This window comes from Amycolatopsis alkalitolerans (assembly GCF_006152065.1).
GTDB classification, from domain to species: domain Bacteria; phylum Actinomycetota; class Actinomycetes; order Mycobacteriales; family Pseudonocardiaceae; genus Amycolatopsis_E; species Amycolatopsis_E alkalitolerans.
Map to the genome: position 1 here is coordinate 133,966 of NZ_VDFW01000002.1, position 26,995 is coordinate 160,960.

Genomic DNA, 26,995 nt, shown 5'->3' on the forward strand with positions numbered 1-26,995 from the left:
AATCCGGCGGCAGCCACGGCGGAAACGGGTGGCTGCGCGCAGGTCGGTTGGGGACCGCGTCCGCCTGCCTTCGGCCGGATCGGCCATTCGCGGCCGTACCCTGGTCATGTGCAACCGCTCAGTGGGCTCGACGCCAGTTTCCTGTACCTGGAAACGCCTTCGCAGGTGCTGCACGTGTGCGGCCTGCTCACGCTCGACGGTTCGACGATGCCCGGCGGATACTCGTTCGCCACGTTCCGGGAAAGGCTGGCCGAACGGATCGCGGCCATTCCGGAATTCCGCCGGAAACTGCACGATTCGCCGCTGAACCTGCTGCACCCGGTCTGGGTCGAGGACGAGTCCTTCGACGTCGACCGCCACGTGCACCGGGTCGCCGTGCCGAGTCCTGGCGACCGGGAAACCCTTGCCGAGCTGTGCGCGCATTTCGCCGGGCAGCCACTGGATCGCGCGCGCCCGCTGTGGGAGATGTACGTCGTCGAGGGCCTGCCGGGCGACGGCGTGGCGGTGCTGCTGAAGATGCATCACGCGACCGTCGACGGGGTCAGCGGCGCGAACCTCATCACGTACCTGTGCGGGCTCGAACCGGATTCACTGCTGCCCCTGCCCGAAACCGCGGCGAACCCGGCGCCGCCGAGCGATCTCGACCTGCTGCGCACGAGTGTCGAGTCGCTGGCCCGCCGCCCCGCCGAGATCGCGAAACTCCTGCCCGACCTGCTCGGCATGGGTTCGCGCTGGATAGCCCGCGCGCTCAAGCGCACCGGGATGCCGGTGCCGTTCACCGCCCCGCGCACTTCGTTCAACCGCACGATCACCGGCTTGCGCACCGTCGCCTACACCAGCGTCGACCTCGACGAGGTCAAGAAGGTGAAGAACGCGTTCTCGGTCACGGTCAACGACGTCGTGCTGGCACTGTGCGCGGGCGGGCTGCGGCGCTACCTCGACGAGCGCGGCGAACTCCCGGCGGAGCCGCTGGTGGCGACGGTACCGGTGTCGGTCGCGGACCGCAGCGATAAGGACGAGGGCAGCAACCAGCTCTCGGCGTTCTTCGCGTCGCTGCCCACCCAGCTGGCGGACCCCGCCGCCCGCGTGTACGCGATCGCGGAGAGCAACCGTGTGTCGAAGGAGCACCACTTCAGCATCAAGGCCGACATGCTGCAGGACTGGGCGCAGTTCGCCGCGCCCCGCCTGTTCGGTCTCGCCGTGCGGGCGTATTCAGCGCTGAACCTGGCCGAGCGCCATCCGGTGGTGCACAACCTGGTCATCTCGAACGTGCCGGGTCCGCCGATGCCGCTGTACCTGCTCGGCGCGAAGATCACCGGGCTGTACCCGCTCGGTCCGGTGTTCCACGGCGCGGGCCTCAACATCACGGTGATCTCCAACGCCGGGCGGGTCGACGTGGGCCTCCTCGCCGCGCGAGAACTTGTTCCAGAACTGTGGGCACTAGCCGACGCGATCGCGGCCGAGCTGAAAGATCTGCAGAAGGCTGCCACCGGGGTTGCCTGAGCGGCTTCGCTCCGCTAAGACTAGAACGTGTTTCAGTCTTAGTCTGAGGAGCCTGTGTGGACTTCATCCTCGACGAGACCCAGCGGGAGATCGCGGGCCTCGCCGCCGAGATCCTCGGCCGGGAGATCGACTTCGAGCGGCCGCCGGGTGAGCGCGGCTTCGACGAGCAGGTGTGGCGAGCCCTGGGCAAGGCGGGCCTGCTCGGCGTGGCGCTGCCGCCCGAACTGGGCGGGGACGGGCTGGGCCTGGCCGAGGTCGCGGTCCTGCTCACCGAACTCGGCCGTGCCGCCGCGCCGGTCCCGGCCCTCACGCTCGCGTTCGGCCTGCTGCCGCTTGACCGCCTCGGCACGCCTGACCAGCGCGCGGAGCTGCTGCCGGAGATCGCGGCCGGCGAAGCCGTGGTCACCGCGGCCGTCCACGAGCCCTCCGCGCCGCTGACCGCGGATCCGTCGACGCGGGCGGTCGCGGACGGCGGCCGGTGGCTGCTGACCGGTGTGAAGACGTCTGTGCCCTCGCTGGCCGCGGCGACCCGGGTACTCGTACCGACCACGGCCGGGGTGTTCCTGGTCGATCCTCGCGCGGACGGCGTCACCATCGCGGGCACGACGATGCGGCTCGACGGCGTCGCGGTCACCGAAGCCAACCAGGTGCGTGACCGGGAGTCCGGCGAAGCGCTCGCCACCCTGCGCCGGTACGCGCTGGCCGGGATGCTCGCGCTGGGCGACGGCGCGCTGGCCGGAGCACTCGCGCTGACCACGAAGCATGTCGGGCAGCGGGAGCAGTTCGGCCGCCCACTGGCCACCTTCCAAGCGGTCGCGCAGCAGATCGCCGACGTCTATATCGCGTCCCGCACGGTCCACCTCGCCGCGCTCTCGGCGATCTGGCGGCTGGCGAGCGGCCGTGACCCGTATCCCGACCTCGACATCGCCGGGTACTGGTTCGCCGGCGAAGCACCGAAGGCGCTCGCGATCTGCCATCACCTGCACGGCGGGCTCGGCGTCGACATCACCTACCCGCTGCACCGGTACTACGCGATGGTCAAGGAGCTGAGCGTATGTACATCGAACTGACCGCGCGGCAGGAGCGCCTGCGCGCCGAGCTACGGAGCTACTTCGCCGACCTCGTTTCGCCCGGGGAGCGCACGGCGTTGCTGCGGGAGCGTCACGGCGAGGTGTACCGGCGGATCGTGCGGCGGATGGGCCAGGACGGCTGGCTCGGCGTCGGCTGGCCGAAGGAGTACGGCGGGCGCGGGTTCGGCGATCTCGAACAGCACATCTTCGCCGACGAGGCCGCGCGCGCGGACGTTCAGCTGCCCTCGGTGACGCTGCAGACCGTCGGCCCGACGCTGCAGCAGTACGGCACCGAAGCGCAGAAGAAGGAATTCCTGCCCCGGATTCTGGCCGGTGACGTGCATTTCGCGATCGGATACACCGAGCCGGACGCGGGCACGGACCTGGCTTCGCTGCGCACGACCGCCGTTCGTGACGGAGACACGTACGTGGTCAACGGGCAGAAGATCTTCACGACGGGCGGGCACGACGCGGACTACATCTGGCTCGCCGTGCGCACCGATCCCGCGGCGCCGAAGCACAAGGGGATTTCGATCCTCATCGTCGACACCAGCGACCCCGGGTACTCGTGGACGCCGATCATCACCTGCGACGGCGCGCACCACGTCAACGCGACCTACTACTCCGACGTGCGGGTCCCGGCGGACATGCTCGTCGGCGAGGAGAACCGCGGCTGGAAGCTGATCACCACGCAGCTCAACCACGAGCGCGTGATGCTCGGCCCGAGCGGGCGCGTCGGCGGGCTGCACGACCGGGTGCACGCCTGGGCGTCGGCGCGCGGCCTGCTCGATGTCCCCGACGTGCGCACCGCGCTGCGGGAGACGGAGGCGACGGTGCGGATCAACGAACTGCTCAACTGGCAGGTCGCGGTGACGCAGCCGGTGAACGTGGCGGACGCGTCGGCGACGAAGGTGTTCGGGTCCGAGCGCATCCAGCGCATCGGCCGGCTGCTCGAAGAAGTCGTTGCGCGCCACGGAGATCTCACCGACCCCGAGACCGCGGAGCTGGCCGGATGGCTCGATGTGCTGGCCCGCCGCAACCTCGTGCTGACCTTCGGCGGCGGGGTGAACGAGATCCAGCGCGAGCTGATCGCGATGATGGGACTGGGATTGCCGAGGGTGCCACGATGACGATCGAAGAAGCCGCGGCCCGTATCGCCGCGCGGGGCGAGTCCAAACCACGACTGGCCCGTGATCCGGTGAACCCGGCGATGATCAACAACTGGCTCGAGGCACTCGGCGACGAGAATCCGCGCTACGCGGCCGAAGGCGTGGCACCGGCCGCGATGGCCCAGGTGTGGACGATGGGCGGTCTGCACGGGCAGCGCGCGGACGACGACCCGCTGGGCGCGATCCTCGCCGTTCTCGACGAGGCCGGGTACACCTCCATCGTGGCGACGAACTCCGAGCAGAGCTACCGGCGGCTGCTGCAGCACGGCGAACGCGTCGCGTCGACCACGAAGCTCGAGGGTGTCGTCGGTCCGAAAAGGACGGCGCTCGGCGAAGGGTACTTCGTGACCACGACGACCACCTGGTACGTGGGCGACGAGGTGGTCGCGGACATGCTGTTCCGGGTGCTCAAGTTCACGCCGAAGCCCGCGCAGACCGGCGTGCTGCGGCCGGTGATCAGCAAGGACACCGAGTTCTTCTGGGACGGCACGAAGGCCGGGGAGCTGCGGATCCAGCGCTGGGGCGACAAGCTGCGGCATCCGCCCGGGCCCATGCCGCCGGACGGGGATCTCGACGCGAAACCGGACTGGGTGGTCGCGAGCGGCCGTGGCACGGTGTACAGCTACATCGTGCACCACCGCCCGGCCGTGCCCGGCAAGCAGCTCCCGTTCGTGATCGCGCTGGTCGAACTGGAGGAGGGGGTGCGCATGCTCGGTGAGGTGCTGGAGGTGACCACCGTCGAAATAGGACAGCCGGTCGAGGCGGCGTTCGTGAAGGTCGACGAGGAACTGACGCTCCCCGCGTGGCGGGTGATCGCGTGATCGGCATCGAACTGCCGCCGCTGCGGATCGACGTCACCCCGACGTTCGTGATCAGCTCGGCGATCGCGACGCGCGATTTCCAGGACGTGCACCACGACCGCGACGCGGCGATCGCCCGTGGCTCGCAGGACATCTTCGTCAACATCCTCACCGACACCGGTCTCGTGCAGCGGTTCGTGACCGACTGGGCGGGGCCGGAGGCGTTCGTGCGCTCGATCAAGATCAAGCTCGGGGTGCCGTGCTACGCCTACGACACGCTCGTGCTGACCGGCGAGGTGATCGCGCAGGACGGCGACGAGGTGACGGTTCACGTGACCGGTAAGGGAAATCTGGGCGAGCACATCGCGGGCACGGTGACGGTCGGAGGTGTGTCGTGAAGCTGTCGGGCGCGGCGGCGATCGCGGGGATCGGCGCGACCGAGTTCTCCAAGGACTCCGGGCGCAGCGAGCTGCGGCTGGCCGCGGAGGCGGTGCAGGCGGCACTGGCGGACGCCGGACTTTATCCGTCCGATGTGGACGGACTCGTCTCGTTCACCATGGACTCCAACGCCGAGGTCGCGGTCGCACGCGAACTGGGCATCGAGGAACTGACGTTCTTCAGCCGCATCCACTACGGCGGGGGAGCGGCGGCCGCGACGGTCCAGCAGGCGGCGATGGCGGTGGCGACCGGGGTCGCGGACGTCGTGGTGGCCTACCGCGCGTTCAACGAGCGGTCCGGGATGCGGTTCGGCCAGGTGTCGAGCGCCGCGGCGGGGCAGGTCAACTCGTCCGGAGTGGACAACAGCTTCCACTACCCGATGGGCCTGGGCACCCCGGCCGCGACGGTGGCCATGGTGGCGCAGCGGTACCTGCACGAGTACGGCGCGACGAGCGAGGACTTCGGCCGTGTGGCGGTGGTGGACCGCGAGCACGCGGCGACGAACCCGGCCGCGTGGTTCTACGGCAAGCCGATCACGCTGGCGGAGCATCAGGCTTCGCGCTGGATCGCCGAGCCGTTGCACCTGCTGGACTGCTGCCAGGAGACCGACGGCGCGGTCGCGCTGGTCGTGACCAGCCTGGAGCGGGCGCGCGACCTGCCGAACCCGCCGGCCGTGGTGACGGCCGCCGCCCAGGGCAGCGGACCGGACCAGTACGTCATGACCAGCTACTACCGGGACGAACTCGCTGCGCTGCCCGAGATGGGCGTCGTCGGGCGGCAACTGTGGGCCCAGTCAGGCCTGCGTCCGGCGGATGTCGACGTCGCGGTGCTGTACGACCATTTCACCCCGTATGTGCTGATGCAGTTGGAAGAGCTGGGTTTTTGCGGGCGGGGCGAGGCGCCCGGGTTCATCGCGGGCGACACACTGACGCTGGAGGGCTCGCTGCCGCTCAACCCGCACGGCGGCCAGCTCGGCGAGGCGTACGTGCACGGCATGAACGGCATCGCCGAAGCGGTCCGGCAGGTGCGCGGCACCGCGGTCAACCAGGTCCGCGACGTTTCCCACGTCCTGGTCACCGCCGGCACCGGCGTCCCCACCAGCGCCCTCATCCTCGCCGCCCCCTAACCCGCGAGTCGGGCTTTCGCCGCGCGCGAGTTCGGCTTTCACGCCGTCGTGAGCACCGCGTCCGACAGCGCCGGAGCGTCACGTTCCACAGTGGACGTCCGGACCAGCAGGCGCGAACCGTCCTGCCACACCTGGGTCCGCAGCGTCTCGCCCGGCAGCACGATGCCCGCGAACCGCGCCGAGAACGACTTCACCCGCGTGACGTCGGCGTCGAGCATCGCGTCGGTCACGGCCTTCGCCACAATGCCGTAGGTGCACAGGCCGTGCAGGATCGGCACGTCGAACCCGGCGGCGCGGGCGAACTCCGGGTCGGCGTGCAGCGGGTTCCGGTCACCGCACAGCCGGTAGAGCAGTGCCTGCTGCGGCAGCGTCGCCGTGATGATCGTCTCGTCCGGCTCGCGGCCGGGCAGCTCGATCTTGTCGGAGGTGCCGCGCTTGCCGCCGAAGCCGCCTTCACCGCGGGCGAAGATGCTCGACTGCGCTGTCCACAGTGGATTACCATCGGCGTCGTGCACCGTTGTCTCGTTGAGGACGACGGCCGCCTTGCCCTTGTCTTGCACGTCCACGATACGGGTGCGGGCGACAGCCTTGCCTTCGACCGGGATCGGCCGGTGCACGGTGACGGCCTGCGTGCCGTGTACGACCTTCGCCAGGTCGATGTCGACGCCCGGCATCCTGACGGCCGGCGGCTCGAAGGTCCGCAGGTTCGCCGCGACGGTCGCGAAGGTCGGCAGGACCCGCAGCTCCCGCTCGTAGGCGTAGCGCAGCTCCTTCGGGTCCACCGGGTTCGAGCCGGCGCCGAGCGCGAGGTGGTACAGGAGCACATCGGACGGTGTCCAGGCGAAGGTCACCTCGCCGAGGTCGGCGCCGATGGCGCGTTCGGGGTCGATGGGCACGCGGGGCTCCTACTCGTAGCTGACCGACACGTCGTCGGTCAGCGGAACGGACTGGCAGGCCAGCACGATACCTTCGGCGATGTCGTCCGAGTCCAGGATCTCGTTGTTCAGCATCTTCACCTCGCCGGAGACGATCCGGCACGCGCAAGCGCTGCACTGGCCCTCGCGACAGGAATAGGGCGCGTCGAGGCCCTTGTCCAGCAGGAAGTCGAGAAGTTTCTGCTGGCGAGGCCAGGCGAACTCGTGTTGCTCGCCGTCCAGGTCGACGCGCAGTCCGGTGGTCTCGCCGCAGTCTGGTTCGGGCGGTGCGGTGGCGAACGGGTTGCCGCCGAGCGAGACGAACTTCTCCAGGTGGAGCCGCTTCCTGCTCCAGCCGAGATCCTTGAGCGCACCCTTCGTGGTCGACATGAACGGCGCCGGTCCACAGACGAAGGCCTCGAACCCGGTGAACGGCCTGGCCAGCGTCTGGAGTTGGTCCTGGCTGGGCAGGCCTTGCACGGATTCGAGCCAGTGCAGCACCACGAGCCGTTCTGGGCGCTCCTTCGCGAGCGCGGCCAGTTCCTCGCGGAAGATCACCGACCGTTCGTCGCGGTTGGCGTAGATCAGCACGATTCGTCCGCCTCCCTGGCGCAGGGCGGTTTTCAGGATCGACATGACCGGGGTGATCCCGCTGCCGCCCGCGAACAGCAGCAGGTTCTCGTCGAAATCCGCCGGGGTGAAGATCCCGGCGGGCGGGAGGACGTCCACGGTCGCCCCGGACCGGATGTTGTCGCAGATCCAGTTCGACCCGTAGCCGCCTTCGGTCCGCTTCACCGTGACCTTGAGCCGGGTGCCCTCGTGCGGTGCGCTCGACAGCGAGTAGCACCGGGCCGCCGTGCCGATCCGCAGCGTGAGGAACTGCCCCGGGCGGTAACGGAAGGCCTCGGCCTGCTCCGGCTTCAGTTCGAACACGACCGAGCGGGCGTCGGCGGTTTCGGCGATGACCTCGGCGACGGTCAGGGTGTGGATCTCAGGCATCCAGTACCCCGAAATCCCCGTCGCGCACCGATTCGGCGATGCTCACGTCCAGCTTTTCGCACGTGTCGAGCAGCGCCGTGCTCTCGCCGGCCCCGACCTGCTCGGCGAACACCGGGCAGCTCGCGGCGGCGGCGGTGGTCCACTGGATGCTCGTGTGCTTCCAGCTGTTCTTCTTGACCAGGACGCGGTTCCCGCAGGCCGAGCAGGTGTGCGGGCGCAGGCCGCCGGAGAGGAACTCGGTGCGCTCGGTGGTCGTCACGTCGACACCTCTTCCTGCTGGCGGGCCAGGTTCTCGGCCACCTCCTGCGCCCACGCCTCGTTCGCCTTCGTGGTGTCCACTTCGAACTCGAAGCGGCGCGTCATGTCGTCGGTGACGTCCTCGACGTCCACATAGAACTGGTCGTACCAGCGGCGCAGCTGGTACACGGGCCCGTCTTCCTCGCACAGCAAGGGATTGTCGATGCGCGTCTTGTTCTTCCAGATCTCCACGTCCTGCCGGAACCCGACGCCGACGCCTTTGGCGAACTTCGCGGCGATCTTGTCCGCGTGCTCGTCGCTGACCCCGGGCGGCTTCTTGACGCTGACGCCCCACTGCAGCACGAACGAGTTCGGCGTGACCGGGTAGTGGCAGTTGATCAGCACGTCCTCGATCTCGAAGCCCTTGAACGTCTGGACATGCTTGTTGATCATGTACGACGGTCCGAAGTACGAGGCCTCGGAACGCAGCAGATTCTCTTCGCCGCCGTAGTTCGAGGCGACGCCCATGTCGGGGCGGCCCTTGGTGTTGAGGTACTGCGTCGCGATATGGCCCTCGAACACGTTCTTGAAGTAGGTCGGGAACGCGTAGTGGATATAGAAGAAATGGGCCATGTCGACCATATTGTCGATGATCTCGCGGCAGTTCGAGCCCTCGATGAGCACCGAATCCCAGGTCCAGTTGCTCCACTCGCCGGTGAAGACCGCGTCGATCCGCGGGATCACGACGTTCTCGGGCGGCGGGTTGCCCTGCGGATCGTGCCACACGAACAGCTGCTTGTTCTCTTCGAGCGTGCGCCATGAGCGGGTCCGCGCGCGGAGCGGAACCCTTTTGGCGTAAGGGATCGAGACGCACTTGCCGTTGCCGCCCCAGCGCCAGTCGTGGAACGGGCAGGCGATCTCGTTGCCCTTGACGGTGCCCTGGGTCAGGTCGCCGCCCATATGCCGGCAGTAGCCGTCGAGGACGCTGAGCGTGCCGTCCTCACCCTGGAACACGACGAGTTTGGTGCCGAAGGCGTTGACGGCATGCGGTTTGCCGTCCTTGAACGAGTCGGCGAGGCCCAGGCAGTGCCAGCCACGGGCGAAGCGTTCGGGCGGGGCTCCCGCGTCGATCGTGCGGACTTCTGTCATCGTCGACCTCCGGTGCGATTCTGGGCGGCCAGGTGGGTGGCCGCAAGGTAGCCGAAGACCATCGCCGGCCCGATCGTGGCGCCCGGGCCGGCGTAGGTGTGGCCCATCACCGCCGCGCTCGTGTTCCCGGCGGCGTAAAGCCCGGCGATCACGGAACCGTCCTCGCGCAGGACGCGGGCGTGCGTGTCGATGCGCAGGCCGCCCTTCGTGCCCAGGTCGCCGGGCACGATCTTGACCGCGTAGAACGGGGCGCGGTCCAGTGGGCCGAGGCTCGGGTTGGGCCGGTTGCGCGGGTCGCCGTAGTAGTGGTCGTACGCGCTCTGCCCGCGCTGAAAGTCCTCGTCGACGCCCGCCCGCGCGAAGCCGTTGAACCGGTCGACAGTCTTCTCGAGCGCTTCGGCCGGCACGCCGATGCGCTCCGCGAGCTTGCCGAGGCTCCCGGCCTTGGCGGCGATCCCGGCCTTGAACCAGCGTCCGGGCAGCGGCTGGCGAGGGCCGATCCCGGTGAACATGTAGCGGTTGCGGTAGCGCTGGTCGAACACCAGCCAGGTGGGGATGTGCTCGCCCGGTCCGTCGCCGGGGCCGTACATCGCGTGCACCGCCTCGACGTAGGGCGCGGACTCGTTGACGAACCGCTCGCCCCGCCCGTCGACCATCAGGCATCCGGGCCGCGACCGCTCGGCGAGGGCGAACCAGGGGCCGCCGGTGAGCGGGATCGTCGGGCCCCACCAGGCGTCGTCCATCAGATCGACGGCGGCGCCGAGTTTCATCCCGGCGGTGATGCCGTCGCCGGTGTTGGCCGCCGCGCCCACGGTCCAGGCGGTGCCGATGGGCTGGCGCTGGTACTTGGTGCGCATCTCCTCGTTGCGCTCGAAGCCGCCGGCGGCGAGGATCACCCCTCGCCTCGCGTGGATGACTTCGCCGTTCGTGGTGACCACGCCCGTGACCCGGTCGTTCTCGGTGACGAGGTCGACGAGTGGCGTGTCCAGCCGGACGGTGACCCCGGCCTGCTGGAGACCGGCGCGCAGCCCCGCCGCGAGGGCCTGCCCCATGGCGAGCAGGTGCTTGCCCGTGAGCCGCCCCGCGAGCCACCGCGTGCCGAGGCCGAACAGGCGGGCGACGCCCCGCGGATGCCGCGCGATGAGGCTCAGCCAGCGGTAGTCGGCCTGCGTGATGGGCACGCCCAGGGGCGAGGCGCTGTACGGCGGTTCGAGGCGGGCGAGTTCGTCCCCGAGAACATGCCCGTCGAACGGCTTGGGCTCCATCGAGCGGCCGGCCGCGCGCCCACCGGGCGCCTCGGGGTGGTAGTCCGAGTAGCCCGGCACCCACTGGAAGCGCAGCGGCGTCTCATGCTGGACGAAGGCGACGACCTCCGGGCCGTAGTCGAGGAACGCGTCCCGCAGTTCGGCGGGAACGACGTCGCCGACGATGGCCTCGAGGTACGCACGAGCCTGCTCGGGCGTGTCGCCGTCGTCGGGCAGGGCTTCGTTGCCGGGGATCCAGACACCGCCGCCCGACCGGGCCGTCGACCCGCCGAACTTGGCCGCCTTCTCGAGCACGACGACCCGCAGCCCGAGCCGCCTCGCCGCGAGGGCGGCGGTCATGCCGGCGGCCCCGCTCCCCACGACGACGACGTCGTGGGCCTCGTCCGTGGCGCTCACTGTTCCGCCCGTTTCGCCGGGCGTGCGTTCGCCGCGTTCGCCGGTCATGTCACCTCCGGAGTGAAACGCGTTGCACTCGAACGCGTGCCTGCTCGAAGCCTCCGTGGTCACCATAGACGAGAACGTGTTTCAGTTCTAGGGTGGGCAAGGTGGGCGCACCTGTGGATGTCATTGTGATCGGTTTCGGCGCGGCCGGCGCGTGCGCGGCGATCGAGGCCGCCGACGCGGGCGCCTCCGTGCTCGTACTCGACCGGTTCGCGGGCGGCGGGGCGAGCGCGCTGAGCGGAGGCGTCGTCTACGCGGGCGGCGGCACCGAGCACCAGCGGGCGGCCGGGGTGGACGACTCCGTGGACGCGATGTACGACTACCTGCGCCTCGAGGTCGGCGATGCCGTGTCCGAGGAGACGCTTCGCCGGTTCTGCGAGGGCAGTTCGGACATGATCGGCTGGCTCGAGCACAACGGTGTGCCCTTCGAGGGCAGTCTGTGCCCATACAAGACGTCGTATCCAAACGACGACTACTACCTGTATCACTCGGGCAGTGAGACGGCCGGTGGCTTCCGTGAGATCGCGAAGCCGGCCGCGCGCGGGCACCGGGTACGTGGTCCCGGGACATCGGGCAAGCTGCTGTTCGCGCGCCTGTCCGTGGCCGCGCGCCGCAGGGGCGTGCAGGTGCTGCCCGGAACGCGGGCGACCGAGTTGATCACGGACGCGACGGGCGCGATCGCCGGGGTGCGGGTGCGGACGCTGCGCGACGCGCCGAAGTGGGTCCGCCGGACGCATAGGCTGCTGGGGCGCTACTCGGCGAAGCCGGGAATCTACGTGCCCATGGTGCGCAAAACGTTGTACCGCCAGGCGGAGCGACTCGAACGGCGCTACGCCCGTGAGGCGGAGTTCGTCGCCCGCAACGGAGTGGTGATCTCGGCAGGTGGTTTCATCGCGAACCGTCCGATGGTCCGTGAGCATGCGCCTGCCTATCGTGGCGGCCTCGCTCTCGGTACCTCCGCCGACGACGGTTCGGGTATCCGCCTCGGTGTGGCCGCCGGCGGGGCGACAGGTTTCCTGGACCGGGTGACCGCCTGGCGTTTCGTGACCCCGCCCAGCGCTTTCGTCCGGGGCCTGATCGTCGACGGCAACGGAGGGCGTGTCATCGATGAGTCGCGCTACGGCGCTGCCGTCGGCGAAGCATTGATCCTCCGCCACGACGCCAAAGGCTGGCTGCTGGTCGACGAGGAGATCGTCGCCACAGCGAAACGATCCGCCCGCGGGGAAGCCCAGTGGTTCCAATGGCTCCAAGCGCTGTACATGCTGCGACGCGGTCGCGTCACCGGATCCTCGCTTGCCGAGGTGGCGAAACGGGTCGGCATGGACCCGGCGGGGCTTCAGGCGACCGTTGACGCCTACAACGCCGCTGCGGCTTCCGGCGCCGCGGATCCCGCCGGAAAGCCGAGCGAATACGTGCAGGCACTTCGCACGCCGCCGTATTCGCTGCTGGACATTTCGATCAAACCCAGCCTGAGTTTCCCGTGCCCGATGCTCACGCTCGGCGGGCTTGCCGTCGACGAGGCGACCGGTCAGGTGCGCGGCGAGGACGGCGGCCTGGTTCCCGGTCTCTACGCCGCCGGCCGCTCCGCGGTGGGAATCTGTTCCAGTTCCTACGTCAGTGGCCTCTCCTTGGCTGATTGTGTGTTCTCAGGGCGACGAGCGGGTGTCTCGGTCGGGCGGAATGATGACAAAAACGAGAACGTGTTCTAGTCTTGGCGACGAGAACGCAGGTCTGACGAGGACGGGGCAACGCCGATGAGCGAGCGGGACGCGCAAGGAGTGATCGCCGGAGTCGCTGAACTCCTGCCGGTTCTGCGGGAGCGGGCTCAGGAAACCGAAGACACCCGCCGTATCCCCGACGAGTCGATCAAATCGTTGCAGGAAACGGGATTCTTCAAGCTTCTGCAGCCCAGGACCTACGGTGGGTACGAAGCCGACCCGGTGACCTTCTACACCGCGGTCAAGATGATCGCGAGCGCATGCGGCTCGACCGGCTGGGTCGCCTCGATCCTGGGGGTGCACCCGTGGCATCTGGCGCTGTTCGAGGCGCAGGCACAGGAAGACGTCTGGAGTGAGGACTTCGACGTCCGCATCTCCTCGTCTTATGCCCCCATGGGCAAGGCCACGGTCGTGGACGGCGGCTACCGGCTTTCGGGGCGCTGGAGCTTCTCGTCCGGGTGTGATCACGCCACCTGGGTGCTGCTCGGCGCACCGGCTTTCGCCGGTGACAAGCCCGTCGACTTCTGCACCTACCTCCTTCCCATCGCGGACTACCGGATCATCGACGTGTGGGACACGGTCGGTTTGCGGGGTACCGGGAGCAACGACATCCTCGTCGAGGATGTCTTCGTTCCCCAGCACCGCGCGCTGAGCTTCCAGCTGACCTCGAAATGCAGGACTCCGGGTCAAGAGGTCAACCCTGGGCCGCTGTACAGGCTCCCGTACGGTTCGGTACATCCGTCGACGATCACCGCGCCGATCATCGGGATGGCCCAGGGCGCCTACGAAGCCCACGTCGAGCATCAGCGCCGGCGCGTCCGCGCCGCCTACGCCGGCGAACAGTCCAAAGAGGACCCGTTCACGAGGGTGCGCATCGCCGAGGCGTCCAGCGAGATCGACGCGGCCTGGCTCCAGCTGACCCACAACATCGATGAGCTCTATCAGCTCGCGTGTCAGGGCGAGAAGCTCCCGCTGGCCACCCGGCTGCGAGTGCGGCGAGACCAGGTTCGCGGCACCGAGCGGGCGATCGCGGCCGTCGACCGGCTCTTCGAGAACTCGGGCGGCCGAGCGCTCAAAGTGGGCACACCGATCCAGCGGTTCTGGCGTGACGCCCATGCGGGGCGTGTGCACGCCGCCAACGATCCCGAGCGCGCCTACACCATGTTCGGCACGGGCGAGTTCGGCCTGCCGGTCGAAAACGCGATGGTGTGATGACATGACCGAGGGCAAGTACATCGAGGTCCGCGAGGGACTGCGGCTGCACTACCACGAGTCCGGCGCCGACCATTCCGAGACGGTCGTGCTGCTGCACGGCGGCGGCCCCGGTGCCTCCGCGTGGAGCAACTTCGCGCGCAACATCCCCGTGTTCGCCAAGACATACCGCACGATCGCCGTTGACCAGCCCGGGTTCGGCCGGTCGGACAAGCCGACGGAACATCCCCAGTACTTCACGCACAGCGCGCGGGCGGTGGTCGGCCTGCTGGACCGCCTCGACATCGAGAAGGCGCACCTGGTAGGGAACTCACTCGGCGGCGGCACCGCCGTGCGACTCGCCCTGGACCATCCGGGCCGAGCCGGCCGGCTCGTGCTCATGGGCCCCGGAGGCCTCAGCGTCAACGTGTTCGCGCCCGATCCGACCGAAGGCGTCAAGAACCTCGGCAGGTTCGCCGCCCCGCCCGGGCCCAGCAAGGAAAAGCTCGAGGCCTTCCTGCGCGTGATGGTCCACGACCAGTCGCTGATCACCGAAGAACTCGTCGAAGAGCGGTTCGCCGCGGCCAGCACCCCGGATTCGTTGGCCGCGATGCGTGCGATGGGCACTTCGTTCATGCACCCGGACACGTTCGAACAGGGCATGTTGTGGCGGGACGCCCATCGCCTGCGCCAGCGCGTGCTCCTGGTCTGGGGCCGAGAGGACCGGGTGAATCCACTCGACGGCGCCCTCGTCGCGCTGAAGATGATCCCGCGCGCGCAGCTGCACGTGTTCGGCCAGTGTGGACACTGGGCCCAGCTGGAGAAGTTCGACGAGTTCAATCGGCTGACCCTCGATTTCCTCGGGAGCTCATGATGGGTATCAGGTCATTGGGATACCTCCGGATCGAAGCCACTGACATGGACAAGTGGCGGGAGTACGGGCTGAAAGTGCTCGGCATGGTCGAGGGGAAGGGGGCCGACCCCAACGCCCTGTATCTCCGCATGGACGACTTCCCGGCCCGTCTGGTGATCGTCCCCGGCGAGGCCGACCGGCTGGCCCAGGCGGGCTGGGAGGTCGCCAACGCCGCGGAGCTGGCCGAAGTGCGGGCCAGCCTCGAGTCGCATGAAGTGCCCTACAAGGAGGGCACGGCCGAACAGCTGGCCGACCGTCTGGTCGCAGAGTTGATCATCTTCGAGGATCCGTCGGGGAACACTCTCGAGGTGTTCCACGGCGTCGCTCTCGAGCACCGTCGCGTGGTGAGCCCTTACGGGCACAAGTTCGTCACGGAGGAACAGGGCCTCGGCCACGTCGTGCTGTCCACTCACGACGATGACGCTTCCCTGCGTTTCTACCGGGACGTGCTCGGCTTCCGGTTGCGTGATTCGATGCGTCTCCCTCCGCAGATGGTCGGCCGCCCGGCCGACGGCTCGCCTGCATGGTTGCGTTTCTTCGGGTGCAACCCCCGGCATCACAGCCTCGCCTTCCTGCCGATGCCGACACCCAGCGGCATCGTGCACCTGATGGTCGAGGTCGAGAACAGCGACGATGTGGGGCTGTGCCTGGACCGCGCGAAGCGCCGCAAGGTGCCCATGTCAGCGACGCTCGGGCGGCACGTCAACGATCTGATGCTGTCGTTCTACATGAAGACTCCTGGTGGGTTCGACGTGGAATTCGGTTGTGAAGGCCGCCAGGTCGACGACGGCCGCTGGGTCGCGCGCGAGAGCACGGCGGTCAGCCTCTGGGGTCACGATTTCAGCGTGGGCATGCAGTGACCGTCGAGGCGGTCGACCATGCGCGGTTCCGTACCGTGCTCGGGCATTTCTGTACCGGCATCACGGTCGTGACCGCGCACGACGGCGTGAATCCCGCTGGCTTCGCGTGCCAGTCGTTCGCCGCGCTGTCGCTGGACCCGCCACTGGTCCTGTTCTGCCCCGGCAAGCATTCGAGGACCTGGCCGGTCATCCGGGAGGCCGGCCGGTTCGCCGTGAACGTCCTCGCCGAGGAACAGCGCGAGGTGTGCGCGACTTTCGGCGCCCGCGGCGCCGAAAAGTTCGGCTCCGTGGACTGGACCCATGCCCCTTCCGGCTCGCCCGTCCTGGCCGGCGCGCTGACGTGGATCGACTGTGAGCTGGAAGCGGTGCACGAGGCGGGTGACCACTTCATGGCCGTGGGCCGGGTGACCGCGCTGGGCGAACCCTCGACCGCCCGCCCGCTTCTGTTCTATCAAGGCCGTTACGCCGCAACCGAACCCTTGCGAGCGGATCTCGGCGGACTGCTCACGTGGGCCGACCCTGACGACTGGCTCTGATCACCATAGCGCGTCCGGCGGGATCGGTAAATAACCAATTCGGGAGATGCGCGGGAACGTCCGTTCGATTACAGTGGTGGCATGTGCGGGGCGCCGAGATCGGCGATCTTCCCCGAAAATCCCGGTGCACCAACGAATTCTGTGATCCTGAGTGGAGGACTCATGATATCCGCATCTGTTGTCGCCATGGTCGGCGCGGCTCGCGACGGGCTCGAACCAGCCGCGGGCGGCGGAAGAGCCCGCAGCAAGAACGATTGCGGGCCGCCAGGGCGGCTGACGCGTGCCCGTGGACGCGCGGCACTCGTGCGCTGAACCCGGGCTGGCCTGGCCCGGCGTCTTCTCGCAGCACCTCGTGCACAAGGTGAAGCACGTCAACACTTCCCGATTGCGCGCGCGGGGACGTGTTTTCGGGCTTGCTGAGTGTGGTGCCGCGTGTGTACCCGTCGCGCCGACGTCAGGTCGTGTTCGGTGCCCCACATGCTGGCCGTGGCCGGCATGACCCGCCGAGTTCGCGGCGAAGGCGACCCGTCGCGCCGTTCGCTTGTGGACAAACGCCGGATGGGGAAGCGCCGTCTGAACGAGCTTCGGAACGACATGGAGGTGGTGTGATTGACCTAAGAGCTGGGCCGTGCCGTGCGCCCGTGGGCGCGGGCGAGAGTCCACTGTCGACAGAACCGCTGGCGCGCCACTCCATCCGGGTGCCGCGTGCCATCTCGAGGAGTCCATGCGAGTTCTGCTAGCCGGCTGTCGGCGAGGCCGCGACAGCAGACGAGCTGCAGCCGCATGGTCCCCGGCCTCGAGAATGGCATCGGTAACGGGTGCGGCGGAGCCGGGGAATTGGTCAGGAGCGAGTGCCCGGCCGATTCCCCGGCCACCCGCCGACACCGGAGCGCGGCGTGGCGTGGCGCGGGGCGGCGCGGCGCGGGTCTGGGCGGGGCTGGGCGGCACAGCGCTGGGCTGGGCTGGGCTGGTCCGCACGATCACCGGTCGGCCATGAGCCTGGGCAACACCGGCGCCCAGAAGTCCAGCGGGACATGGGAACGGGCATGCCCGGACTCGTCGAGGAGCGCGCCCATCAGTTTGACCGTGCGCAGGGTGACCGCGCGGTCGATGATGTCGACCCAGGGCAGCTTCGTGACCAGTGAGCTCTCCAGTGCGACCCCGTCCGCAGGTCCGCGTACCCAGCCGACCACGAGAAGGTTGGCCGGCCCGCTGATCGCCGCGCACATGCGGACCTCGGGCAGCGTCGCGAGCGAACGGGCAGTGGACTCCAGCCGGTCCGGTGGCACGCGCAACCACATCGTGGTGGTCACCGGGGCGGGAGAAAGCGACCGGGCGAGCTCGCACCGCAGCCGCACCGCGCCGCCCGCGAGCGCGGCGTCCACCCTGCGCCGGGCCGTGCTCGTGCTGACGCCCAGCCGCGAGGCGATCGTCGAGCAGGACATTCGCCCGTCCTCACCGAGCAGCAGGATCAAATGGCGGTCCAGTTCGTCGAAGCGCACTGGTGCGGGCGGCTGTTTCGCCCGTACTGCGAGAGTTTCCCGTTGGCGCGGCGAGATCGCATGTACCTGCCAGCGACTGCCCTCGCTGAACATCCGCGCGGAGACGAGCGTTCGCGTGCCCGCGACACCGGGCAGGGCCGCGAGCCGGTGCACCACGTAGTCCGTCAGCCCGCGCAGATCGGGCGCGACGACATGGACGAGCAGATCGCACGGGCCGGCGACGTAGTCGACCGTGGGAATGTGGGGGTCGGCCGCGAGCGCCGCGCCCACTTCGAGCGGTTTGCCCGGTGCGCAGTCGATCTGCACGAACGCGATCGCGAGGCGGGAGGCGACGCTGCCGGCCGGATAGGCCGAAAGCCAGGCCTTGCCGTCGCTGACCAGTTGTGCCCAGCGCCGGGCCGCGGTCACCGGGCCGATGCCGAGCGTCTCGCCGACGAGCGACCACGGGGCGCGCGGGCCGACCTGCAACACGTTCACCAAACTGAGGTCGGTTTCGGTCAGCATGATCGATCTCTCGTCTCAGTCGCCGTTTGATGACGGAATCCTCGCATCCGCCGTGTTGCGGTGCCCGGTTACCGCAATATCGGAGCTCAAGCCTACGGGAGGAGACGGATGGATCTGCGGGAAGAGGCCACGGCCCTCGCCGGCGACCTGATACAGCTGCGCAGGGAACTGCACCAGATTCCCGAAGTCGGCCTGCAGCTGCCGCGGACGCAGGAGAAGGTGCTCGAAGCGCTCGACGGGCTGCCGCTCGAGGTCTCGACCGGCAAGGATCTGACGTCGGTCACCGCCGTGCTGCGCGGTCAGGGCGGGAACGGCGAGGTCGTGTTGCTGCGCGGCGACATGGACGCACTGCCGGTCACCGAGGCGACCGGCGTGGACTACACGTCGCGGCACGAGGGCATGATGCACGCATGCGGCCACGACCTGCACACCGCCGGACTCGCCGGGGCGGCGCGCCTGCTGTCGCGGCACCGCGACCGCCTGGCGGGCGATGTCGTGTTCATGTTCCAGCCCGGCGAAGAAGGCTGGGACGGGGCGGGCCACATGATCGAAGAAGGCGTGCTCGAAGCCGCGGGCCGGCCGGTCGACGCGGCGTTCGGCATCCACGTCACGTCGTCGACGATCCCCAACGGCATGTTCACCTCCCGCCCCGGGCCGCTGATGGCGGCCTCCGACGGCCTGTTCGTGCGTGTCGTCGGCGCGGGCGGGCACGGCTCGCGCCCGTCCCAGGCACTCGATCCGGTGCCCGTGGCGTGCGAGATGGTGACCGCGCTGCAGACCCTGGTCACGCGACGGTTCGACGTGTTCGACCCGGTCGTGGTCACCGTCGGCGTGTTTCACGCGGGCACGCGGCGCAACATCATCCCGGACGACGCCACCTTCGAGGCGACGATCCGGAGCTTCTCGCCCGAGGCACGGGACAGGATGGCGAAGCTGTCCGTGCGGCTATGCCAGGAGATCGCCGCTTCGCACGGGCTCGAGGCGGAAGTCAGCTATCAGCCGGAATATCCGGTCACCGTCAACGACGCTTCGGCCCATGAGTTCGCCGCCGAAACGGTCCGCGAGGTCTTCGGCGAGGAGCGGTTCCAGCCGCTGGCCGATCCGATGACCGGTTCGGAAGACTTCTCGCGCGTGCTCGGCCACGTTCCGGGCGCGTTCGTGTTCCTCGGCGCGACCCTCGCCGAGGATCCGGCCACCGCCGCCTACAACCACTCACCCCGGGCGGCGTTCGACGACAACGTGGTCGCGGACGCCGCCACCCTGCTGGCCGAGCTCGCGGTGCGGCGGCTCGCACCCTGAAAGAAACCGTGGAGGCACCCGTTGCGTTCGTACTACCTCGTGCCCTTGATCCCCGCGCTGGCGCTGGCGATCATGCCGTTCCTGCCGTTCGTCAACACGACCGGACTGTGGTTCGGGCTGCCGAGAATGATCGTCTGGGGTGCGGTGTGGTGCGTGCTGTGCACCCCGGCGCTGCTCATCGCCGAGCGCATGATGGCCAAGCGGGGTGAGGACGAATGACCGTCACCCTGATCTTCACCTTCGCCGGCATCGTGCTGATCGGTGTACTCGGCTTCGTCGGCCGGCGCAAACCCGCACCGGACCTGTCGGAATGGGCGGTCGGCGGCCGGAAGTTCGGCTCCATCACGATGTGGTTCCTGCAGGCCGGCGAAGTGTTCACCACGTTCACCTTCCTCGGTATGGCGGGCCTCGCCTTCAGCGGCGGCGTCGCCGCGATGTACGCGTTGCCCTACATCCCGATCGGCTACATGGTGCTGTTCTTCCTGGCCAAACGCTTGTGGTCGCTGGGAAAGGAACGCGGATACCTGACGCAGGGCGACTTCCTCACCGATCGCTTCGGCAGTCCGGCCCTCGGCGCGCTCTCGGCCGTCCTCGGCGTGCTGTTCGTACTCCCGTATCTCCAGCTGCAGATCACCGGCCTCGGTCTCATCGTCAAGCTGGTGACCGGGAACGCGGTGTCCTCGACCTTGTCGATGGTGGTGGGCTGCGCGCTCGTGGTGGCGTTCGTGCTGTGGGCGGGGCTGCGTGGCGTGGCGACGACCTCCTACTTCAAGGACGTCGTGATGCTGATCGTGCTGGTGGTGCTGCTGGTCGCGGTGCCGACGCATTTCGCGGGCGGCGTCTCCGGGGTGTTCCACCGGATCGAGCAACTGCACCCGCAGGCGCTGACCGTGCACGCGGGGACGAACGACCACACCTGGTTCATCACGAGCATGGTGGTCAGCGCGATCGGGGTGGCGCTGATGTGCCTGCCGCATACGTGGCCCGCGCTGATGTCGGCGCGGAATCCGAAGGTGCTGCGCCGCAACTACACCTGGATGCCGATCTACGAGCTGTGCCTGCTGCTGCCGATGATCATCGGATTCGCCGCGATCCTGGTGGTACCCAAGGGAACAGACTCCAACGGCGTGCTGTTGAGCCTGAGCAAGGGCGTGCTGCCGAGCTGGGCGACGGGCCTGGTCGTAGTGGCCGCGATCGCGACCGCGATGGTGCCCGCGGCCGGCATCCTGATCGGTATCTCCTCGCTCGTCGCCCGCAACATAGTGCGGGTACGCGGCCAGCGCACCCAGTTCTGGGTGAACCACGGCACGGTGGTGCTCGCGTGCGGGCTGGCGTTGCTGCTCGGCATCTTCCGGCCCGACCTGCTGGCGAACATGCTGCTGCTCACCTTCAGCGGTTCGGTGCAACTGGCCCCGGCGAACGTGATCGGCTTCACCCGGCGCGTCCCCGTCGGCAAGGTGCCCGTGCTGGCCGGGCTGATCGTCGGCGAGATCGTGGTCATCTGGTTGACGTTCATCGACAAGCACCTGGCGGGGCATGTCAACGTCGGGCTGGTCGGGCTCGCGGCGAACGTGGTGGTGCTGCTGGCGGGCGCGCTGATCGAGCGTGCCGTCGCTCGCACACCTGAACGGGAAGCGGAGGCGGTGCGCGCGTGAGCCGGGTTCCTCTTCACGGGAGGACAGGTTTTCGACGGCACGGGAAGCGACCGGGCCGCCGGTAACGTGGTGGTGGAAGAAGTCGGGTCGTCGAGGTCGGCACCCGGCTCGACGGCGATGTGGCCGTCGATTGCCCGGGATTGACCGTCCTGCCCGGCTTCTTCGACCGTCACGGGCGCGTGGCGCTATCGAGGATCGACGTGCTCAGACAGCTCCATCGCCGTTCTCGTACCAGTTCTACGATATGTCGAACAAAGCCATGAACTGACGTTCGAAACAACGGTGAAAAACTCCCGAAGTGCGACCCGGGGACCCTGGCCTGGTTGGTTAATCGCTCACCGGGGTCTGAACGGTGCTCATCTTCAGTTTCCGTTCGCCTCGGAACGGGCACCGAAAGGTCTCGATACGGACACTCCGGTCAATCAGGTTGCGCCATTCGAGGTATTGTCCACCCGCTCGCTGCGCAGGGGCGGCGCCGGGCGTATCTGGAATACCCCGACGTTCTGGAGTTTTTCGCAATGACCCTCATGCGAGGCAGGCCGCTGCGCGCGGTCTTCACTGTGGCCGTGCTGGCCCTCGGCGTCGTTCTCGGCGGCGTGGCGACCGCACAGGCCGCGAGCGAGGACCCACGCGCCGCCGTCAAAGAAGGCAACGTCACGACGTGTGAAGGCGCGGGTCTGGCCGGTGACATCCTCAGCGCGCCCGCTGACTACACCTACACGCGCGGCAAGGACAATGTGGACCAATACGTCGACATCCTGACCGTGACCCCGGGAATCACCGTGACCGGCATCGTCGTCAAGGGCGGCGACGCGTACAACCTGTACGTGCCGGGCGAGCAGGGCCTCGCGGCGACGCCGCCGTGGACGGCTCTGCGCTCACCCTTGGTGGCGGGCAAGAACATCCCGCAGATCAGCCACTGGTTCGTCTGTGGCACGAAGACCACCACGACCACCATCGCGAGGAGTGGGGGTTCGACGACGACCACGGCGACGAGCGAGACCTCGACGGCCAAATCGTCCTCGTCGGGCGGCGTGACCACAACCTCCAGCCCCGCGGCCTCCTCCAGTTCGTCCGCGGCGGGTGTGGTCGTGACCGGCACCACCGGTCCGGGCGCGACGGCCGCGAACGCCTCGAAGCTCGCTTACACGGGCTTCAACAGCGGCTGGCTGGTCGGCCTCGGCGCCGCGTTGCTGCTGGGCGGTGCCGCACTTCTCTTCCTGGTGCGTATGCGCCGCAAGGCCTGACGCCGTAGGACGGTGGGGGCGCCGCCCGGCGCCTCCACCGTCCTAAGAGGACGAGGTAGCATCGGAGCCGGGAGGAGGCTCTGATGCGCGCGTTCGTGGTCACCGCTCCGGGAGAGGCGGGCGTGCTCGAGGTCGAGCCTCCGGTCGCCGCCCCGGGAGAGGTCGTCGTCGACGTCGAGCGGGCCGGTGTGTGCGGCACCGACATCGAGTTCTTCACCGGCGAGATGCAATACCTCCACGACGGGCACGCCCACTTCCCGATGCGGCTCGGCCACGAGTGGGCGGGCACCGTGAGCGCAGTCGGTGCGGGGGTCGATCCGGGCTGGCTCGGGCGCCGGGTCACCGGCGACACGATGCTCGGCTGCGGGAACTGCCGCCGCTGCCGCACCGGACGCCAGCACGTGTGCGAGTTCCGCGCCGAGATCGGGGTCCGCGGCGGACGTCCGGGTGCGCTGGCCGAGCAGCTGCCGGTACCGGTCAGGGCACTGCATCCATTACCCGCCACCGTCGACGCCGTGAGCGGGGCGCTCGTCGAGCCCGGCGGCAACGCCCTGCGCGCCGTGCGCGCGGCGAACCTCGAAGCCGGTGACCGGCTGCTCGTCCTCGGCCCGGGCACGATCGGGCTCCTCGCGGCGATGTTCGCCCGTGCCGCCGGTGCCGACGTGCACCTGCTCGGCCTGCCCGGCTCGCGGGATTTCGCGCGTTCGCTCGGTTTCGACCAGGCGTGGACCGAGGATTCGTTGCCACGGCTACCGTTCGACGCGGTGATCGACGCGTCGAACGCGCCATCCCTGCCTGCGAAGGCGATCGAGCTGGTCGAGCCGGGCAAGCGAGTTGTCTACATAGGACTGTCCGGCAGCCCGAGCCTCATCGACAGCCGCTCGCTCGCGCTCAAGGACCTGACCGCAGTCGGCGTGCTCAGCGCCTCGCCGGGGCTCGCCGGAGCGATCGAGCAGTACGCTCGCGGCGCGGTGGATCCCCGGCCGCTCGTCGCGGCGACCGTGGGTCTCGGTGAAGTCGCGGCCGTGCTCGCCGGCCGGCGCGCCGGGCCGGGGCCGAAGGTCCACGTCGACCCGAGGCTGACCGATCGTCCGGAAATCGTGTGGCGGAACGGGGGACCGTGCTAATTTCGCCGGGATGTCCAAGCGCATAGTGATCTGTTGTGACGGCACCTGGAACACGCTGAAGCAGCCCAACACGACCAACGTGGTCAAGATGGCCGAGGCGGTCGCGAAACAGGACGACCAGCTGGTCTTCTACCACCCGGGCGTCGGCACCAGGCCGTTCGAGCGCATTCTCGGCGGTGCGTTCGGGTTCGGCCTGTCCCGCGACGTCCGGTCGGCGTACCGGTTCGTCGTCGAGCATTACGAGCCGGGGGACGAGCTGTTCTTCTTCGGGTTCAGCCGTGGCGCGTACACCGCGCGCAGCACGGTCGGGTTCATCCGGAACTGCGGGGTCCTCCGGCGCGAAGAGGTGGCTCGCGTGAACGAGGCCTACCGGCTCTACCGCGACCGCCGTCCGGGCACGCACCCCGCGCGGGACCAGTCGGCCCGGTTCCGCAAGGCGCATGCGTGGGAGGACGTGACGCCGATCCGGTTCATCGGCGTCTGGGACACCGTGGGCTCGCTGGGCATCCCGCTCAGCGGGTTCCGGCTGGTCAACCTCGTCAACCGGCGCTGGCGGTTCCACGACACGAGGCTGACCAAGACCGTGTCCTCGGCGTTCCAGGCACTGGCCATCGACGAGCGGCGCGGCCCGTTCCGCCCGGCGATCTGGGCGCCCGACCACGCGCCCGAGCAGGAACGCGAGCAGGTGTGGTTCGCCGGGGTGCATTCCGACGTCGGCGGCGGCTACGCGGACCCTACGCTCGCGCGGATCACGTTGCTGTGGATGGCCGAACGCGCCCAGCGGTGCGGGCTCGCGTTCACCCCGCACGCGTTCCCCGAACTCGATGCCGGTGCGGTACTCGACCCGGCGCACGATTCGCGGACCTTCTTCTACAAGCTGCTGCGCCCGTATGTCCGGAAGCTCGGCGTGACCGACACTGCCCACGAGTTCGTGTCGGCCAAGACGATGGAGCGCAACAAGCTCGACCCCGCCTACGCACCCGCCAACCTGCTCGAGTACCTGGCCGCGGAGCCGCAGTTCAGGTAAGCCACGTTGCGCGAGTTACTTGACTGAGTTATTTTCTACTCATGCAAGTGGAAGTGGACCTGCAGCCCGAACTCGGCCTGAGCGTCACGGAGGCGGCGCGGCGCGCGCAGATCGTCTCCGTGACGATCGCGGCGATCGCCGAACTGGGGTACCGCAAGACGACGTTCGCGCGGATCAAGGAGCGGGCCGGCCTGTCCAGCACGCGGATCATCGGGTACCACTTCGGCACGAAGGCCGGCCTCCTGCAGGCCGTCGTGACGACCATCCTCGGCATCAAGGAGAAGTTCCTCGAGGAACGTGCGGCGGGCACCAGGGACCGCGGCGAGATGCTGCGCGCGCATATCGAGACCGAGGTCGCGTTCCTGCGCGACTGCCCGGAGTGCGTGCGCGTGCTGCGCGAGGTCGCGGCCAACGCCGACGACCCGGACGGCTGGGCGGTCGCCGGCCCGATGCTGAAGGACCTGCAGACCGGGCAGGTCGAGCGGTTGCTGCGGCAGGGGCAGCGTGAGCGCGCCTTCGGTGAGTTCGCGCCGGACGTGCTGGCCCGGACGATCACGCACGCGATCGACGGCGCCGCCGACGCGTTCGCGGCGGACCCGTCGCTCGACCTGGACGCCTACGCGAGCGAACTGGTCACGACGTTCCGGCGGGCCACCGCCTGAGTCCACAATGGCCGGTCAGGAGCAGCCCAGCCGGCCGGTCAGCTCCGTCAACGCCTTGCCCAGCGGGAGATCCACCCGGACCTGGGCGTGCGCGTCGCCGCGGGTCTGGCCCTTGTTGACGATCAGCACGGGTTTGCCGGACCTGGCCGCGTGCCGGACGAAACGCAGGCCCGACATCACGGTCAACGACGAACCCAGCACCAGCAGCGCGCGACCTTCGTCCACCGTGCGGTAGCACCGCTCGACCCGGTCCCGTGGCACGTTCTCGCCGAAGAAGACGACGTCCGGTTTCAGCACGCCCGACCCGCACGCGACGCACGAGACCAGCCGGAACTCCCGGACCATCTCGTCGGCCAGATCGACGTCGCCGTCCGGGTTGATCCGCGTGGTGGCCGCGGCGAACGACGGGTTCGCCGCGCGCAACCGCCGGTCGAGCGCCTCGCGCGCGCTCGTGCGCCGGCAGCCCAGGCACACCACGCGATCCAGGCTGCCGTGCAGGTCGATCACCGGGGCCGTGCCCGCGGACTGGTGCAGCCCGTCGACGTTCTGCGTGATCACCCCGGAGACGAACCCGTGCGCCCGCAGCGCCGCCACCGCGCGATGCCCGGCGTTCGGCCGGGCCCTCGCGATCGTCCGCCAGCCGAGATGGCTGCGCGCCCAGTACCGGCGGCGGCCCTCCTCACTGGTGACGAACTCCTGGTACGTCATGGGGGTGTGCCGCCGCAGGCTGCCCTCCTCGCCGCGGTAATCCGGAATGCCCGACTCGGTGGACAACCCGGCGCCGCTGAGGACCACGACATCACCCTCGGAGAGGACACGCTCGACCTCGGCCAGATCGGTGGTCCGCGGCGCGGGTTCGCCCTCGGGCGTCCAGGTCAGGGTCGGTTTGGTCCGCACCGGACCAGCTTACGGCCGGTCGCGGCAGCGGCGCGGGAAAGATCGCGGGCCGGTTCTTCACCGTGCGGCCTGCCGCGGTTGGGGTGACAATTTTCGCCATGGCAGGTGGGGAGCAATCAGCGCAGGAACCCACGCCCGTCTTCGACGCGGTGGTGGCCAGCGTGCGAGCGGCCGCTCAGGCGCAGCCGGAGCCTGAGGGGGAAGAACAGGGCAGCGCCAGCGAGGCGGTCGCCGCGGTGTGAGCCGTCCGGTTCACCGGCAGCCGCGGATGCTCGCCAGTACGGCGGTCAGGCTCGGCAGCCAGCGCTGATGCGTGTCCGGCGGGACGATCCAGTGGGTCAGCGCATGGGGGCTGCGGTCGCCGGGCAGCGGGATCGTCGTGCCGGCGGTGAGCACACGCACGCCGTCGGGCAGTGAACCTGGGGCGAGCACATCGGCCTCGACCAGCAGCATCACGACGGCGCCGTGCTTGGTGGGCACGGATACCGCGGGGCCCGCACAGCCCTGCCGCGCGACGCCGGCCAGCACGGGTTCCGCCATGGCACGGGGCACGGCGACCGCGCCGATGCCGGAGCCGGTTTCCAGGGTCAGGGCGCCGCCGTGCCAGTGGACCGGCCAGCCGAAGACGCGCCGGTAGTCGAGAGTCTCCGGACCCGCAGTCTCCTGAACGGTCATCGCCCATCCCTCCGGCCAGCGTCGTCGGTTCGCCTGCTCACACTCTAACGGCACTGAGTGCCCTTAGCAAT

General features: G+C 69.1%; 28 protein-coding genes. 20 read left to right on the forward strand and 8 right to left on the reverse strand.

All coding sequences use genetic code 11. The features are described 5' to 3' along the window. Nucleotides 1–108 precede the first annotated feature (108 nt). The 6 genes from FG385_RS02660 to FG385_RS02685 are packed head-to-tail and all read left to right on the forward strand — an operon-like array spanning nt 109 to nt 6,106. Nucleotides 109–1,503 carry a WS/DGAT/MGAT family O-acyltransferase gene (locus FG385_RS02660; RefSeq protein WP_139094972.1) on the forward strand — a complete coding sequence of 465 codons (1,395 nt, stop codon included), beginning with the start codon at nt 109–111 and terminating at the stop codon, nt 1,501–1,503. A 56-nt stretch (nt 1,504–1,559) separates the two neighbouring features. Next, entirely contained in the window at nt 1,560–2,573 is a 1,014-nt protein-coding gene (locus tag FG385_RS02665) for an acyl-CoA dehydrogenase family protein (protein ID WP_139094973.1), read from the forward strand. Beyond that, nucleotides 2,558–3,703: an acyl-CoA dehydrogenase family protein gene (locus tag FG385_RS02670; protein ID WP_139094974.1), complete on the forward strand. Its 1,146-nt coding sequence runs from the start codon at nt 2,558–2,560 to the stop codon at nt 3,701–3,703. The genes FG385_RS02665 and FG385_RS02670 overlap by 16 nt, the downstream gene beginning before the upstream one ends. Further along, nucleotides 3,700–4,563, forward strand: coding sequence for a bifunctional MaoC family dehydratase N-terminal/OB-fold nucleic acid binding domain-containing protein (locus tag FG385_RS02675; protein ID WP_139094975.1), 864 nt, complete (start codon nt 3,700–3,702; stop codon nt 4,561–4,563). The genes FG385_RS02670 and FG385_RS02675 overlap by 4 nt, the downstream gene beginning before the upstream one ends. Continuing rightward, nucleotides 4,545–4,940 carry a MaoC family dehydratase gene (locus tag FG385_RS02680; protein ID WP_327436813.1) on the forward strand — a complete coding sequence of 132 codons (396 nt, stop codon included), beginning with the start codon at nt 4,545–4,547 and terminating at the stop codon, nt 4,938–4,940. Before FG385_RS02675 ends, FG385_RS02680 begins: the two co-directional genes overlap by 19 nt. Beyond that, on the forward strand, nt 4,937–6,106 hold the full coding sequence (locus FG385_RS02685; protein WP_139094976.1) for a lipid-transfer protein: 1,170 nt from the start codon (nt 4,937–4,939) through the stop codon (nt 6,104–6,106). The genes FG385_RS02680 and FG385_RS02685 overlap by 4 nt, the downstream gene beginning before the upstream one ends. Before the next feature lie 38 nt (nt 6,107–6,144). Here FG385_RS02685 and FG385_RS02690 read toward each other — a convergent pair whose 3' ends face one another. Genes FG385_RS02690 through kstD form a run of 5 tightly spaced genes read right to left on the reverse strand, consistent with a single transcriptional unit; the run spans nt 6,145 to nt 11,114 of the window. Next, nucleotides 6,145–7,002, reverse strand: a complete 858-nt coding sequence (locus tag FG385_RS02690) for a MaoC/PaaZ C-terminal domain-containing protein (RefSeq protein WP_139094977.1) — start codon at nt 7,000–7,002, stop codon at nt 6,145–6,147. Nucleotides 7,003–7,011: 9 nt separating this feature from the next. Continuing rightward, the gene (locus tag FG385_RS02695; protein WP_139094978.1) at nt 7,012–8,019 is read right to left on the reverse strand and encodes a ferredoxin--NADP reductase; all 1,008 of its coding nucleotides are present in this window, start codon (nt 8,017–8,019) and stop codon (nt 7,012–7,014) included. Continuing rightward, a complete protein-coding gene (locus FG385_RS02700; protein ID WP_139094979.1) occupies nt 8,012–8,278 on the reverse strand; it encodes a hypothetical protein in 267 nt (88 codons plus the stop codon). The genes FG385_RS02695 and FG385_RS02700 overlap by 8 nt, the downstream gene beginning before the upstream one ends. Continuing rightward, the gene (locus tag FG385_RS02705) at nt 8,275–9,405 is read right to left on the reverse strand and encodes a Rieske 2Fe-2S domain-containing protein (protein WP_139094980.1); all 1,131 of its coding nucleotides are present in this window, start codon (nt 9,403–9,405) and stop codon (nt 8,275–8,277) included. The genes FG385_RS02700 and FG385_RS02705 overlap by 4 nt, the downstream gene beginning before the upstream one ends. Beyond that, complete coding sequence (gene kstD / locus FG385_RS02710; RefSeq protein ID WP_139094981.1) at nt 9,402–11,114, reverse strand: 3-oxosteroid 1-dehydrogenase; 1,713 nt, start codon at nt 11,112–11,114, stop codon at nt 9,402–9,404. The genes FG385_RS02705 and kstD overlap by 4 nt, the downstream gene beginning before the upstream one ends. A 113-nt stretch (nt 11,115–11,227) precedes the next feature. Here kstD and FG385_RS02715 point away from each other — a divergent pair, with 113 nt between their 5' ends. The 6 genes from FG385_RS02715 (at nt 11,228) to FG385_RS35240 (ending at nt 16,938) form a co-directional block, all read left to right on the forward strand. Then, complete coding sequence (locus tag FG385_RS02715) at nt 11,228–12,820, forward strand: FAD-binding protein (protein WP_407645447.1); 1,593 nt, start codon at nt 11,228–11,230, stop codon at nt 12,818–12,820. Nucleotides 12,821–12,865: 45 nt separating this feature from the next. Next, entirely contained in the window at nt 12,866–14,041 is a 1,176-nt protein-coding gene (gene hsaA / locus FG385_RS02720; RefSeq protein WP_139094983.1) for a 3-hydroxy-9,10-secoandrosta-1,3,5(10)-triene-9,17-dione monooxygenase oxygenase subunit, read from the forward strand. 4 nt (nt 14,042–14,045) lie between these two features. Continuing rightward, on the forward strand, nt 14,046–14,894 hold the full coding sequence (gene hsaD, locus FG385_RS02725; protein ID WP_139094984.1) for a 4,5:9,10-diseco-3-hydroxy-5,9,17-trioxoandrosta-1(10),2-diene-4-oate hydrolase: 849 nt from the start codon (nt 14,046–14,048) through the stop codon (nt 14,892–14,894). Beyond that, the gene (gene hsaC / locus FG385_RS02730; RefSeq protein WP_139095194.1) at nt 14,894–15,793 is read left to right on the forward strand and encodes an iron-dependent extradiol dioxygenase HsaC; all 900 of its coding nucleotides are present in this window, start codon (nt 14,894–14,896) and stop codon (nt 15,791–15,793) included. Before hsaD ends, hsaC begins: the two co-directional genes overlap by 1 nt. Continuing rightward, complete coding sequence (gene hsaB, locus FG385_RS02735) at nt 15,790–16,329, forward strand: 3-hydroxy-9,10-secoandrosta-1,3,5(10)-triene-9,17-dione monooxygenase reductase subunit (RefSeq protein ID WP_139094985.1); 540 nt, start codon at nt 15,790–15,792, stop codon at nt 16,327–16,329. Before hsaC ends, hsaB begins: the two co-directional genes overlap by 4 nt. Nucleotides 16,330–16,806: 477 nt before the next feature. Beyond that, a complete protein-coding gene (locus tag FG385_RS35240; protein WP_268815895.1) occupies nt 16,807–16,938 on the forward strand; it encodes a hypothetical protein in 132 nt (43 codons plus the stop codon). A gap of 371 nt (nt 16,939–17,309) precedes the next feature. Here FG385_RS35240 and FG385_RS02740 read toward each other — a convergent pair whose 3' ends face one another. After that, a complete protein-coding gene (locus FG385_RS02740) occupies nt 17,310–18,335 on the reverse strand; it encodes an Lrp/AsnC family transcriptional regulator (protein WP_139094986.1) in 1,026 nt (341 codons plus the stop codon). A gap of 108 nt (nt 18,336–18,443) precedes the next feature. On the opposite strand from FG385_RS02740, the gene FG385_RS02745 reads away from it, so the two are divergent. From FG385_RS02745 to FG385_RS02775, 7 genes are all read left to right on the forward strand, one after another. Then, nucleotides 18,444–19,634, forward strand: a complete 1,191-nt coding sequence (locus tag FG385_RS02745) for a M20 metallopeptidase family protein (protein WP_139094987.1) — start codon at nt 18,444–18,446, stop codon at nt 19,632–19,634. A gap of 21 nt (nt 19,635–19,655) precedes the next feature. Beyond that, a complete protein-coding gene (locus tag FG385_RS02750) occupies nt 19,656–19,853 on the forward strand; it encodes a hypothetical protein (protein WP_139094988.1) in 198 nt (65 codons plus the stop codon). Beyond that, nucleotides 19,850–21,289 carry a sodium:solute symporter family protein gene (locus tag FG385_RS02755; protein WP_139094989.1) on the forward strand — a complete coding sequence of 480 codons (1,440 nt, stop codon included), beginning with the start codon at nt 19,850–19,852 and terminating at the stop codon, nt 21,287–21,289. Before FG385_RS02750 ends, FG385_RS02755 begins: the two co-directional genes overlap by 4 nt. Before the next feature lie 518 nt (nt 21,290–21,807). Continuing rightward, nucleotides 21,808–22,536 (forward strand): LPXTG cell wall anchor domain-containing protein, encoded by a 729-nt coding sequence (locus tag FG385_RS02760; RefSeq protein WP_235022344.1) that lies wholly within the window; start codon nt 21,808–21,810, stop codon nt 22,534–22,536. A gap of 83 nt (nt 22,537–22,619) precedes the next feature. Next, entirely contained in the window at nt 22,620–23,663 is a 1,044-nt protein-coding gene (locus FG385_RS02765) for a zinc-dependent alcohol dehydrogenase (RefSeq protein ID WP_139094990.1), read from the forward strand. 10 nt (nt 23,664–23,673) lie between these two features. Further along, on the forward strand, nt 23,674–24,690 hold the full coding sequence (locus FG385_RS02770) for a DUF2235 domain-containing protein (RefSeq protein WP_139094991.1): 1,017 nt from the start codon (nt 23,674–23,676) through the stop codon (nt 24,688–24,690). Nucleotides 24,691–24,731: 41 nt separating this feature from the next. Then, a complete protein-coding gene (locus FG385_RS02775) occupies nt 24,732–25,352 on the forward strand; it encodes a TetR/AcrR family transcriptional regulator (RefSeq protein WP_139094992.1) in 621 nt (206 codons plus the stop codon). Between the two features lie 15 nt (nt 25,353–25,367). Here FG385_RS02775 and FG385_RS02780 read toward each other — a convergent pair whose 3' ends face one another. Beyond that, complete coding sequence (locus FG385_RS02780) at nt 25,368–26,249, reverse strand: NAD-dependent protein deacetylase (RefSeq protein WP_139094993.1); 882 nt, start codon at nt 26,247–26,249, stop codon at nt 25,368–25,370. A gap of 98 nt (nt 26,250–26,347) precedes the next feature. On the opposite strand from FG385_RS02780, the gene FG385_RS33750 reads away from it, so the two are divergent. Further along, nucleotides 26,348–26,491, forward strand: a complete 144-nt coding sequence (locus FG385_RS33750; protein ID WP_160148706.1) for a hypothetical protein — start codon at nt 26,348–26,350, stop codon at nt 26,489–26,491. Nucleotides 26,492–26,501: 10 nt separating this feature from the next. Here FG385_RS33750 and FG385_RS02785 read toward each other — a convergent pair whose 3' ends face one another. After that, entirely contained in the window at nt 26,502–26,924 is a 423-nt protein-coding gene (locus tag FG385_RS02785) for a hypothetical protein (protein ID WP_139094994.1), read from the reverse strand. Nucleotides 26,925–26,995: the final 71 nt, after the last annotated feature.